Below are 13136 nucleotides of genomic sequence, written 5' to 3' on the forward strand. Positions count from 1 at the left end.
CACTGGATTAGCGAGATGCGTGCGCACAGCGCCGCGCCGATGTTGCACATCGCCGAGGCGTGCGTCGCGGAAGTACCCGCCGACGCACGGCAGGTCGCTGTCCTTGCAACCGGTGGCACGATGATGTCGGGTTTTTATCAGCATTCGCTGCGCGAGCGCGGCATCACGCCGATCGAGCCTAACCAGGCGGTCCAGCAGCATGTCAGCGACTGCATCCGGGAGGTGAAGGCGGGGAATATCCCGGCTTCGGCCGAAGCCCTTTCGCCGGCAATCCGTATGCTCGCGGAGCAGGGCGCCCAGGCGGTCATCATGGGGTGTACCGAGATACCTTTGGCAGCGCGCCCGTTGTCGAGCTTCGCGGCAAGGCTTGGCGTGCCACTTATCGATAGCACGCTTGCCCTGGCCCGAGCGACGGTTGCCTTCGCGCACGACCGGGGCTGGCTGCTTGCGCCGGCTGCCTAGTCCCGGCGGCAGCAGCGACGTTTTCGAATCCGCAGTAGTATGTCCTTCTTCGCGGCCGCTGCCGTGGGACGTCGCATTTTGCGGGCAGGCACGCCCGGCGGCGCTCCCGCATGCTGTGAAAGCGCACGCCCGCGACCTATGTCCCCCTTGGAGAACGACCCGAAATGAGCGCATCCGTCTATGGCATCCCGGTCAAATCGATTGACGGCAACACCCAGACGCTGGACCAGTACAAGGGCAAAGTCCTGTTGATCGTCAACGTGGCCTCCAAGTGCGGTTTGACGCCGCAGTATGAGGCGCTGGAAAAGCTCTACGAAACGCGCCGCGCGGAGGGCCTTGAGATTCTGGGCTTCCCGGCGAACAACTTCAAGGGGCAGGAGCCCGGCACCGACGAAGAAATCAAGTCGTTTTGCAGCTTGACGTACGACGTGCAATTCCCGCTGTTTTCGAAGATTTCGGTGGTGGGCGATGACCAGCATCCGTTATACGAAACGCTGACACATGCCGTACCGCATGCGACCGGCGACGGTCCGTTCCGCGAGCGCCTGGCGAGCCGGGGCAATACGCCGAATGCCGTACCGGATGTGTTGTGGAACTTCGAAAAGTTTTTGGTTGCCGCCGATGGATCGGTGGTCGGCCGTTTCGCGCCCGACGTGACCGCGGATGATCCGACGTTGCTGGCGGCACTCGATGCCGAGTTGAAGAAGGTCGCCTGAGGCAACGGCGGAGAACGCTATCGGACGCCGACGTGGACCGCACGTTGCAAATGTCGGTATTCATTGCCGTGGTGGATGCCGGCAGTTTCATTGGCGCCGTCGACGGCTTGCGGATATCGAAGGCCGCCGTATCACGGCATGTTGACGCGTTGGAACAGCGGCTCGGCGTGCGGCTGTTGCAGCGGACCACGCGCCGGCTGTCCCTGACCGACGACGGCCGAACGTTTTATCAACGCGCGAAGGAAGTCCTGGCGGCGCTCGATGATGCGGAGGCGGCGCTGACGTCACGCTCGGCCGAGCCGGGCGGGGTTATCCGGGTCAACGTTCCGCTGACGTTCGGCATCGACCATCTCGCGCCGCTGTGGCCGCGTTTTCTCGAAGCGCATCCGAAAGTCGATCTCGACATCACATTGAATGATCGCGTAGTCGATCTTGTCGATGAAGGCTATGATCTCGCGGTGCGCATTGGTGCAATGCCGGACTCGACGCTGGTCAGTCGCCATCTCGCCGATACCAGGATGATTCTCTGCGCGACGCCTGCTTATCTATCTCGATATGGTTGCCCGCAACAGCCACTTGAGCTGGCCGAGCATCGTGTGCTGGCTTATACAAACGGCGGCAGTCGGGATGAATGGACCTTTACCGATGCACACGCGCATGCTCACGGGGTGCGCATCCGCCCGCGCGTATATTCCAATAACGGCGACACTTGCCGAGCGATAGCGCTCGGCGGCGTTGGCATCATGCTGCAGCCTCGCTTCATGTTGGACGCGGATTTGCGCGCCGGTCGCCTTGTAGAGATCCTGCCCGGCTTCCGCGCGGGTACGCTCGGCATCTATGCGGTCTACCCGACGCGCAAGCAATTACCGCTGAAGGTACGACGTCTGGTGGACTTCCTGGCGATGTCTTTCCAGCATGTGACCTGGGATTAAGCGCGTCGCACGCCATGGCCTCAGAATTTGTGACGCAGACCGATGTGCGTGGTCCATTGGCCGCTGCCGCCCGATAGGCCGCCAGCACAGTTCAGGTTTGCCCGATCGAAGCTGGCATGGCCCGTGCGCTCCCCTGCGGCACGCTGGTAGGCGGCAGCCAGATAGATGTCGGTGCGTTTTGATAATGCATAGTCAGCTACTCCGCCGATCTGATGCCAGTGCGGGCGCTTGATCGTGCCGCCATGGTCCTGCGCACGGGCCCGCGTATGGATATACACCACGCCGGTAGTCAGCGCGACGGTCGTCCTGTATTTCAGATGCAGTTCAATATTGTCCAGGCGCAGTTGATGCGCTGAGACGGGAGGCAGTAGGCCACCGCCCGGAAAGTGGGTGGGTGCTTGCACGCGGGTATGGCTGTAACTGGTGCCGAATCCAATATCGCCCAATAGATAGGTGAAGCCCACGCCCCATGTCCGCTGTTTCTCAGCGGTAAAACTGCCTTTGTCGACTGCTGCACCCCTGCTGTTCCCGCTGTTCGGGTTGTTCAGCTGGACATAGGCACCGGCGAGCGACAACGGGCCGTTTGCGTAGTGTGCGCCGGCGCTGAACGCGCTGTTGTCACGGCTTCCGTTGGTGTTGCTGAACGAATAGGTGCCAACCGTCTTCAAGCCGCCCCGCGTGGCGGTGAACTTGAGGGTGTTGTCGATCCGGTATGACAGTCCGGCGTTGTCATTGCCGTAGAGGCGGCCATTGACCCCGGTTGCCCAACTGCCGCCTGCGGTCAATGGAGACAGAGTGTCGATGGAGGCATCGTACTGGCGGCCAAAGGTCATCGCGCCGTGCTCATCGCTGCCCAGGCCGACGAAAGCCTGTCTTCCGAACAAAGCGCCCCCTTGCATCGAGCGACCCGTATTCCCATCGAAGCCCGCCTCCATCACGCCGAATGCGGAAAGCCCGTTGCCCAAGGGCTCATTGATCTTCAAGCCCCAGCGGCTGCCAGAGAACGTGCCGGTGCCTGAACGTGTTACGTGCTTGTCGGCCTGGTCATTGGTAAAGGACAAGCTCTGGTCCAGGATGCCATACAGGGTCGCACTGGCGGCGCTGCCTTGCGCGAGCACGATATCGGAGGCAAGGCAGAGCCAGGGCAGGACCAGAAGATGGCGAGCCCATGATCCTACCCCATTACTGCAGGGGTAATTGGTAGGTGAAGCGGGATAGCGCGGCGTGCACAGTTTCGTCTTCTGTCCAGCGCCTGTCGAGGCGCCTGTGGAAAGGAAAGATACATTCACTCAGTATTCCTATATTCGTTGAACAGCATCATGGAACACCAGCGTGGCGCAGTGTTTGCCGCGCCAGAAAGCACATGGGCGAGGAAACAGGCATCGCGACGCTGACCTGCAGGGGTGTGGCCGGCGACGATTGGCGGTCAAAATGAAAAATATCAGTCACGTCTTCGTGCTGGACACGAGGGCATCGCCGGGCGCGCCAATTGCTCGCGCATGAGACCTGATACTCGACATAGGATACTGTATGGGTGTACAGTATTCACTGCGCCCGGTACGGGTGTCACGGGCGCGGACAAGGCAGCCCGTGTATGCTGTCAGCGGATCCGCGGCGCATGGCGCCCGGGTTTTTCGCCATTTGCTTCCACACTGCTCTGGATCGTCTTCCGTGTCTTCGAACGAAGTTTCCCGCCGTGCCCGCCGCCCATCGTCCCAACGCGCCGACGCCTCCGGTCAATCCGTTTCGCCTTCTACCGGGCGTCAACCCATTCAGATTCGAGGGGCCCGCCAGCACAATCTGAAGAACCTCGATGTGGACCTGCACCCGGGGCAGATGACGGTTGTGACGGGCCCTTCGGGATCAGGCAAGTCGAGCCTGGTGTTCGATACGCTGTATGCGGAAGGTCAGCGACGCTACGTCGAGACGTTCAGTGCCTATGCGCGGCAATTCCTCGACCGCATGGATCGCCCGCAGGTGGACCGTGTCGACGGCGTCCCACCGGCGATCGCCATCGATCAGACCAATCCGGTAAGGAGTTCGCGCTCCACGGTTGGCACGATGACCGAGTTGAACGATCACCTGAAATTGTTTTTTGCCCGTGCGGCCACGCTGTTCGATCGCAAGACGGCGGAGGAAGTGGCGCACGATACGCCGGAGACGATTTATTCGGAATTGCTGACGCGCACACGTGACGGCGATCCGCGGATTGCATTGACGTTCCCCGTGCAACTACCGGACAGTGTCACCGATGATGAGGTGGCGCAGTGGTTGTCCGCCAGCGGCTACACGCGAATCCAGGCGCGGCGCCGTGTACAGACCGATACAGGGCCCCGGCAGTTGCTCGATGTGGTGGCGGATCGCTTCCGGGTTCAGGGGGCCGAGCGCGCTCGTGTCATGGAAGCGATTGAAGCCGGCTTGATGCGCGGCGGCGGCAGGCTGGACGTCTATCTGCTGGACGCACCCGCAGAAGGTGGAACCACCAGTGATGTCGGGACGGCGTCGTCAGCGGCGGGGATCGTGCCGGCGAAGGACGAATTCGAGTCGGCCCCGCATTGGCGCTTCTCTACCGGGCTGCATTGTCCGCAAAGTGATATCCGCTACGCGGAGCCGCAGCCCGCGCTATTTTCTTTCAACTCGGCCTACGGCGCGTGCGAGGCTTGCCGTGGCTTTGGACGGGTGATCGGTATCGATCTCGGCCTGGTGATTCCCGACGGACGTAAGTCACTGCGCGAGGGTGCCGTAAAAACGCTGCAAACCCCGGCGTGGAAAGAGGGACAGGACGACCTGATCAAGTATGCGAAGGCCGAGGGCATTCGCGTCGACGTGCCGTGGGCGGACCTCAAGCAATCGGAGCGGGACTGGGTCGTGGAGGGCTCGCCGTTGTGGAAGGGGAAATGGAACGCGCAGTGGTACGGTGTGCGGCGCTTCTTCGACTACCTGGAGTCGAAGGCATACAAGATGCATATCCGGGTGTTGCTGTCGAAGTATCGCAGCTACACCACCTGTCCGACATGTGCCGGGGCGCGCTTGAAAACCGAGTCCCTGTTGTGGCGTCTGGGCACGAAGGCCCAGGCTGACGCCGTACTGGCACCGGAAAATCGGTTCATGCCGAACGGGGTCGAGTGGACGCCTGCGCAACTCACGGCGCTACCCGGGTTGACGCTGCATGATCTGATGCTGATGCCGATCGATCGGATCCGGCGGTTTTTCGACACGCTGACACTGCCGTCGGTTTTGCTCGATGATGCGTTGAAGTTGTTGCATGACGAGGTGCGCACGCGCCTGCGTTACCTCAGCGATGTCGGCATCGGTTATCTGACGTTGGACCGGCAAAGCCGTACCCTGTCCGGCGGTGAAGTGCAACGGATCAATCTGACGACGGCGCTGGGTACATCGTTGGTTAATACGTTGTTCGTTCTCGACGAGCCGAGTATCGGATTGCATCCCCGCGACCTCGGCCGTATTGTCGAGGCGATGCACCGGTTGCGGGATGCCGGCAACACGCTGGTCGTCGTCGAGCACGATCCGCTGGTGATGCTGGCGGCCGATCGGCTTATCGATATGGGGCCCGGGCCAGGCGAGCGCGGCGGCGAGATTGTCTTCGACGGGCCGCCGGGCACGATCGACGCGGTGTCGACGCAAGACGAGACCCTGACATCCGCCTATCTGTCCGGACGGCGTCAAGTGGCGGAATCGGCGCAATGGGTGCGTCGTCCGGTCGAAGCGGATACGCCACGGCTGGTGCTCGAAGGAGCGTCTGAACACAATCTGCGCGATGTCACTGTATCTATCCCGTTGCGTCGTCTCGTCTGTGTGACCGGTGTGTCCGGCTCTGGTAAATCGACGTTGATCCAGGACGTGCTGGCACCGGCCCTGGCCCGCCATTTCGGCAAGGCAACCGAGACGCCAGGCGCGTTCCGCGCGTTGCTCGGGGCGGATCAGCTCAGTGATGTCACATTCGTCGATCAGTCACCGATAGGTCGTACCGCCCGCTCGAATCCGGCGAGTTACGTCGGGGCTTTCGACGAAATCCGCAAGCTGTTCGCCAAGGCGCCGCTCGCGCTCCAACGGGCCTATGGCGCTGGGATGTTCAGCTTCAATTCGGGTGATGGGCGCTGCCCGACATGTGGCGGCTCAGGCTTCGAACACGTCGAGATGCAGTTCCTTAGCGATGTGTACCTGCGTTGCCCTGATTGCGACGGTCGGCGGTATCGCGACGAGATTCTCGAAGTGAAGATCGAGCGAACCGATGTCGCAGGCACCGTGCGCGCGCTCAGCATCGCGGACGTACTGGACCTGACGGTCAATGAGGCAGTGGGGTGTTTCGCCCATGACACCGCGGTGCTGCGGGTATTGCAGCCGATCGTCGATGTTGGCCTTGATTACGTGAAGCTGGGCCAACCCGTGCCGACGCTATCGGGTGGTGAGGCACAGCGTTTGAAGCTGGCCGGTTTCCTCGCGGAAGCCGAGACCACGGACCAGCCGCACCGGTTGTTTATGTTCGACGAGCCTACGACCGGGCTGCATTTCGACGATATCGCGAAGTTGATGCGGGCGATGCGTCGCTTGCTCGAACGTGGCCACTCGCTGCTGGTCATCGAGCACAATCTCGACGTGATCCAGTCGGCCGACTGGATCATCGATCTGGGGCCTGAAGGCGGGGATGCAGGTGGCCTGGTGGTATGTGAGGGCACGCCGGATGGGGTCAGTGTAGTGGCCGCGTCCCATACCGGCCGTGCGCTACGCGAATACGCGGAGGCGTTGACGACGTCTACCGTGGCGCAGGCGGCGCGCGCGGCGACGATGGTCGCCGCGGGGACGCTCGATGCGAGCGGAAATCCGGTAGCCGGCGGCGAGGATGGGACAGCGGCCGCCGAGGGGGGGCGTCCGTTGCAACACGCCGCGGCGGTGGTGGCGGCCCGCAAGGCCCTGCAGGGCGAGAACGTCGTGCGTATCGTCAACGCGCGTGAGCACAACCTGAAGGGTCTCGATGTCGATATTCCGCATGGCAAGTTCAACGTCATTACCGGTGTGTCCGGTTCCGGTAAATCGACGCTGGCGTTCGACATCCTATTCCACGAAGGGCAGCGCCGTTACCTCGAATCGTTGAATGCCTACGCCCGCTCGATCGTGCAGCCCGCGGGGCGTCCGGAAGTCGATGCCGTTTATGGCATTCCGCCGACGGTCGCGATCGAGCAGCGCCTGTCGCGCGGGGGCCGCAAGAGCACGGTGGCAACGACGTCGGAAGTCTGGCATTTTCTGCGGTTGCTGTATGTGAAGCTTGGCATCCAGCATTGCATCCACGACGGTACCCCGGTTACGGCGCAAAGCCCCGAGTCGATCCTGGCGCAGATCGTTCGTGACTTCAAGGGCATGCATGTCGGATTGTTGGCGCCGCTTGTCGTCAATCGCAAGGGCGTCTATACCGACTTGGCGAAGTGGGCAAAGGCGCGTGGCTACACCCATCTGCGCGTGGATAAGGAGTTCGTGCCTGTGGAGCCCTGGCCCAAGCTGGATCGGTTCAAGGAGCACACCATCGAGCTGCCAGTCGGCGATCTCGTCGTGACCCCGGACGATGAGTCGACGTTGCGCGCGATGCTGACACAGGCACTGGAACTGGGGAAGGGCATCATGCATCTGCTGGCCCCGCTCGACGGCCTCGCCGAGGCGTTGTCAAAGGGAAAGCGTACGCGTCAGGTGGGTGAGTCACGGGTGTTTTCGACAAAGCGAGCCTGCGCGGTGTGTGGCACCAGCTATCCGGAACTGGATCCACGGATGTTTTCGTATAACAGCAAACACGGCTGGTGTACCGCCTGCGTGGGGACCGGCGTCACGCTGACGCGCGAGCAGCGAGCGGCGTATGACGACACGCTGTTCGCCGATGACCAACGCGGCCGGGAGCAGGGTATTGCGCAGGCGCAAGCGGAGCCGGAGGATGTTGTGGACGAACCGTGTGAGCACTGTGAGGGAACACGGCTCAATCCGGTGGCGCGAGCGGTTGTATTCGGTGGCCAACCCATTACGCAAGTGGGTCGCTGGACCGTTGCCGATACGCGTGCCTGGATCGGGTCGTTGCGGCTGCGTGGCCGCGATGCGGATATCGGCCGTGACGTGATCAGTGAAATCGACAGTCGCCTTCGTTTCCTGGAGGAGGTAGGTCTTGGCTATCTAAGCCTTGATCGTGCCGCGCCCACGCTGTCCGGCGGCGAGGCGCAGCGCATTCGTCTGGCGGCGCAGTTAGGCAGCAATTTGCAGGGCGTGTGCTATGTGCTCGATGAACCGACGATCGGTCTACATCCGCGCGACAACCAGATCCTGCTCAATGCGTTGAAGCAGTTGAACGAAAAGGGCAATACGCTGGTGGTGGTCGAGCATGACGAGGACACGATTCGACGTGCCGACCACATTATCGATATCGGCCCCGGCGCGGGGAAGCGTGGCGGCACCGTGGTTGCGCAAGGCACGGTTGACGATCTGGCCCGGACGCCGAGTTCACTGACGGGTCAGTTTCTGGCCAATCCGATTCCACATCCGCTCCGAGACAGGCGCCAGGTCAGTCCGGTGGTTACGGGCTCACGGTCCGCCGTGAACGGCCAAGCCGTGCCGCCGGATTGGTTGACGATCGAGGGCGCGTCGTTGCATAACCTCCGTGATGTCAGCGTGTCCTTGCCATTGTCACGATTGGTGGCCATCACCGGGGTCAGCGGCTCCGGAAAATCGACATTGGCACGGGATGTCCTGATGACCAATATGCTCGACGTGATTGGACGGTCGGTCCTGTCGTCTCCCGCCGAACGTCGTGCGCGCAAGCAGGCCGAGGCGTCGGGCGCCGGCGGTGCGAAGGGTGTTGCACGCAAGGCCCGGGCAACCCCCGGTGGCGCCGGCACCGGAAGGGATGCGTCGCAGGCGGCTGCCGTCGAGGCGCGCGCGGCCGCGGCGAGTCATCTCGCGCACACATGGCACGGCTGTCGGAACATCACCGGATGGGGCAGTATCGATCGGGTGCTGGAAGTGGATCAGACGCCCATCGGAAAAACACCACGCTCCTGTCCCGCCACGTACATCGGCATGTGGGACACGATCCGCCGTTTGTTCGCCGATACACTGGAAGCAAGGGCACGCGGCTATACGCCGTCACGCTTTTCGTTCAACACCGGTGACGGTCGTTGCCCCGCCTGCGAGGGGCAGGGCGTGCGAACGATCGCCATGAGTTTCTTGCCGGATGTGAAGGTACCGTGCGACGTGTGTCACGGTCAGCGTTTCAATGCGGAGACACTGACGGTGACCTGGCGTGGCAAGCATATTGGCGAGGTGCTGACGATGGAAATCGACGAAGCCGTCGATTTCTTCTCATCGATGCCGAGCATTGCGCATCCGCTGCAGTTGTTGGTGGATGTGGGGCTGGGCTACCTGACATTGGGACAACCTTCACCGACCTTGTCAGGTGGCGAGGCACAGCGCATCAAGCTCGTGACGGAGTTGAGCAAGGTGCGTGACGATATCGGCCGCCGTGGGCAGAAGGCGCCGCATACCTTATATGTCCTGGATGAGCCCACGGTCGGACTGCATATGGCGGACGTGGCGCGGTTGATACATGTACTGCACCGACTGGTCGACGGCGGCCACAGCGTGATCGTGATCGAGCATGATCTCGATGTGATAGCGGAAAGTGACTGGATTGTCGATCTCGGACCGGAGGGCGGCAGCCAGGGTGGCCAGATCGTCGCATCGACCGATCCGGTGTCACTGACCCGTGAGCGTCGCAGTCATACGGGCGCTGCACTGAAACCGGTCCTGGCACGCGGCGCCCGTTAAATCCGCTGTCGCTTCGACATGCGTCAATTGCCGAAGTCGACAGGGGCGTCGGCATCCATGCCGCAGTGCAACCGACGGCCGACACCAGATATGACGATAGCGTTGACACCGAACGTCACGCCATCGACACGGCTATTCATCCGGTACGTCGTCAAGGTGTCGAGGGGCTCGTACGGCCAGGCGTCGTTGGCCCGGCCCGTTGTTTGATCGAATGTCGGAATGGGGCAGCGTGCGCAGGGTTTCACCAGTTGAATCTCGATGGGCTCCTGTCCCGGTGCCTGCTCCAACGCCGACGCGAACGTCAGCGTACTCACATGGTCTTCTTCATAGGCATCCATGTCGGTCAAGACCACGTTGGGACGGAAGCGGTCCATTGGTATGGCCGGCGCGCCTTTGCGCATCATTTTCTGATTCAAATCATCCAGGGACGCCTGGTTCGTCAATAGCAGCGGGAAACCATCGGCGAAATGCGTTGGCGCTTCCACACCTGCGGTCCAGCGCGCGCTGGCGAGGCGTGTCACCGTGGGATCGAATCGTACAAGACGAACGGGGCAAGCGAGTAACGCGGAGAACCATTGTGCCGCGTCATCCCCCGCATCCAGTGCCTGGAACGTATCGCGCCATACCTGTACCGCCACGGACGCCGCCGGTGGTCCTGCTACGAGATCAACCGTATTTGGCGTGGTAACCGTAAAGGGCAACCGTAATGGCGTTGAGCATACCGAGAGGATGCGCGCCGCCTTATCGCCAGCGGCGCTTTCCGGGTAGCCGGATATTGGCGCCGTGAGGCTGGCGCGCAGCGCATCCGCATCGAGATGCACTTCACAGCACTTGTCGATCAGACGGGGTATGACGCAAGCCAGGGCAGGATGCGTGCGTTGCGAAATGAAGGTACCGATGAAGGGGCCGCCGGCATGGACGACCATCCAATCCCGATCGTGCGCTAGACCGTGAGCCAGCAGCTGCGCCGTGTCGAGGCGGATACCGCGACACGATTTGATCGGGTAAATATGCAGAGAAGCGACGCGGGGCATCTTTGAACAGGTGTCGGGGCGGCCGGGGGCGCCGCATTTCGACGTCAGTGTAACAAGATGCCGTCGGGAGGCGTGAAAAAGCGCTGTAACCCTGAGAGTCACAGCGCTGGTCATGCTGAACCGGGGACGGTTTACCTACCTGGTATGTAACTGTCCGGCGAGGAAACCACCGCCGGTGCGCCGCTCTCGCACCGGGCTTATTGACCTGCCGGTTGCGTTGGTTGGCCGGCGGCTTTACGCTCCGCGTTTTGGAGGCTTGCCGGGTACTTCGGATCGTTTTGCGACGGGTTATAGCCGTTCTTTTCCAACGATTTCAGTTCAGCATTCTTTTGTTCGCGATGTACCTTGCGCGAGGCCTTGCGGGCAGCCTTGCGTTCTGCGTGGGTGCCGCTGGCGTGTGTACCGGGTGCGGAGTTCACGGCACTCGGCGAGGTGTAGGGCGATGCGTTGGTCGGCCCGTTCGTGCCCTGGGCATCCGCGGCAGAGGCCACCGAAACGGTCCCGACCAGCGTGGCGGCGCATGCCAAGGCACCCAGTGTACGGACAGCCCTGGATGCGGAGATGTGGCGAATCGATTGCGACATGGTAACGCTCCTTGTTCTTTATTGGTGGAGGTCTGACGAACTGTCATTGAGCAAACGGTGTGCCAGACGTTGAGACCCTATGTGAAAGAAGCAGAAAGCCTGTTGCAATAACTGTCACGCGTTACTGACGTATCGCTTGATGACCGCTGCCGTGATCCAACCCAGACATGCCAAGACGTGGATTGGGGGCATTGCAATTCGCGCCGCGTCTTTTATAAGAGAACAGGTATTCCTTACCGGCCTGACCGAGGTCAGCGCGTTTCGGCCGCGCCAATCGGATGCAGCAAACGCGATAGCCACATCGGTATCACGGGCTGGACGCATCTTTCCTGGACATTCAATAGCGCAAGGCACGCTTATTGCTGATGATCAGTCAAACATCAAAGAGGAGAAGTGCAATGCTGCGTTATGCCGTCATATTCTTTATCATCGCGATCATCGCGGCAGTATTTGGTTTCGGTGGTATTGCCGCGGGTGCGGCTGAAATCGCGAAGATTCTGTTCTATATCTTCGTTGTGATCTTCCTGGTGACGCTGGTGATGGGGCTGTTCAACCGATAGCGCGCTCTCGGCAGTAAATCGATTTTTCCAGGCGAGAGGCACAGCGCCTCATTGAAAAAATGCTGGGTGACAGGTTTATCCTGTTCCCCAGCATTTTTTATTTTATGGCCGCTCCAGTCACCAGTCAGTGTAAGGAACTGGTGCTCGGTCCAATCGATCAGGCTTGCTGCGTCTCCGGTAAATCCACGTCCATGCCGTGATGACGTAGAAGGGCGTCGATCGATGGCTCACGGCCTCGGAAGGCCTTGAACGAATTCATCGCCGCGCGACTGCCACCAACCGACAGGATTTCTTCCAGGTAACGACGCCCCGTCACGGGATCAACCACGGAGCCGGTGGCGCCGGCCGCTTCCTCAAAAGCAGAGTAGGCGTCGGCGGACAACACCTCGGCCCACTTATAGCTGTAATAGCCCGCCGCATAGCCGCCTGCGAAAACGTGGCTGAAGCTGTTTGGCCAACGCGAGATCGGTGTCTGCTCGACCACGTGATAGGTCGCGTTGATTCGACGTGCGAGCGCATTCACTGTCTCACTACCACTCGGGTCGAAGTCGGTATGAATATGCATATCGAACATCGAAAATACGATCTGGCGCAACGTACCTAGTCCGCTCTGGAAATTCTTGGCGGCGATCATCTTGTCGAACAAGGTGCGCGGCAAGGTTTCACCGCTGTCGACGTGGGCGCTCAGCGTTTGCAGGACGTCCCATTCCCAACAAAAGTTTTCCATGAATTGGGACGGCAGCTCCACCGCATCCCACTCCACGCCGTTGATGCCGGATACAGCCGGTTCCTCGATTCGGGTCAGCATATGGTGCAAGCCATGACCACATTCGTGGAAAAGCGTCACCACGTCATCGTGTGTCAGAAGCGCCGGCTTGTCGCCTACCGGTGGCGAGAAATTGCAGACCAGGTAGGCAACGGGTGTTTGTGTGGTGCCGTCCTCGCGGCGCTTGCGCGAGCGTGCATCATCCATCCACGCCCCCCCCGTTTGCCTTCGCGTGCATACAGGTCCAAATAAAACTGCGCGACC

The 13136-nt window shown here is 61.3% G+C and carries 8 protein-coding genes and 1 pseudogene; 5 read left to right on the top strand and 4 right to left on the bottom strand.

Translation table 11 applies throughout. The features are described from left to right. The 3 genes from WM40_RS24555 to WM40_RS24565 form a co-directional block, all read left to right on the top strand. The coding region (locus tag WM40_RS24555) for an aspartate/glutamate racemase family protein (RefSeq protein WP_046154276.1) at positions 1 to 462 on the top strand (462 nt) is incomplete at its 5' end. A gap of 164 nt (positions 463 to 626) precedes the next feature. Then, a complete protein-coding gene (locus tag WM40_RS24560) occupies positions 627 to 1178 on the top strand; it encodes a glutathione peroxidase (RefSeq protein WP_024902416.1) in 552 nt (183 codons plus the stop codon). Positions 1179 to 1210: 32 nt separating this feature from the next. Next, positions 1211 to 2110 (top strand): LysR family transcriptional regulator, encoded by a 900-nt coding sequence (locus WM40_RS24565; protein ID WP_024902417.1) that lies wholly within the window; start codon positions 1211 to 1213, stop codon positions 2108 to 2110. 20 nt (positions 2111 to 2130) lie between these two features. On the opposite strand, the gene WM40_RS24570 is transcribed toward WM40_RS24565, so the two are convergent. Then, the gene (locus WM40_RS24570; protein WP_082103202.1) at positions 2131 to 3399 is read right to left on the bottom strand and encodes a porin; all 1269 of its coding nucleotides are present in this window, start codon (positions 3397 to 3399) and stop codon (positions 2131 to 2133) included. Between the two features lie 481 nt (positions 3400 to 3880). Between WM40_RS24570 and uvrA the strand changes: the two genes are divergently transcribed. Continuing rightward, complete coding sequence (gene uvrA, locus WM40_RS24575) at positions 3881 to 9928, top strand: excinuclease ABC subunit UvrA (RefSeq protein WP_046154279.1); 6048 nt, start codon at positions 3881 to 3883, stop codon at positions 9926 to 9928. A gap of 23 nt (positions 9929 to 9951) precedes the next feature. On the opposite strand, the gene WM40_RS24580 is transcribed toward uvrA, so the two are convergent. Beyond that, positions 9952 to 10962, bottom strand: coding sequence for an MOSC domain-containing protein (locus WM40_RS24580; RefSeq protein WP_046154277.1), 1011 nt, complete (start codon positions 10960 to 10962; stop codon positions 9952 to 9954). 197 nt (positions 10963 to 11159) lie between these two features. Further along, positions 11160 to 11546 (bottom strand): hypothetical protein, encoded by a 387-nt coding sequence (locus tag WM40_RS24585; RefSeq protein ID WP_024902421.1) that lies wholly within the window; start codon positions 11544 to 11546, stop codon positions 11160 to 11162. 398 nt (positions 11547 to 11944) lie between these two features. Here WM40_RS24585 and WM40_RS29140 point away from each other — a divergent pair, with 398 nt between their 5' ends. After that, complete coding sequence (locus WM40_RS29140) at positions 11945 to 12106, top strand: DUF1328 family protein (protein ID WP_024902422.1); 162 nt, start codon at positions 11945 to 11947, stop codon at positions 12104 to 12106. A gap of 157 nt (positions 12107 to 12263) precedes the next feature. On the opposite strand, the pseudogene WM40_RS24595 reads toward WM40_RS29140, so the two are convergent. Next, positions 12264 to 13136, bottom strand: a pseudogene (locus WM40_RS24595) (M3 family metallopeptidase); the annotation flags it as partial.

The sequence above is a fragment of the Robbsia andropogonis genome, assembly GCF_000970345.1.
Taxonomy (GTDB): Bacteria; Pseudomonadota; Gammaproteobacteria; order Burkholderiales; family Burkholderiaceae; genus Robbsia; species Robbsia andropogonis.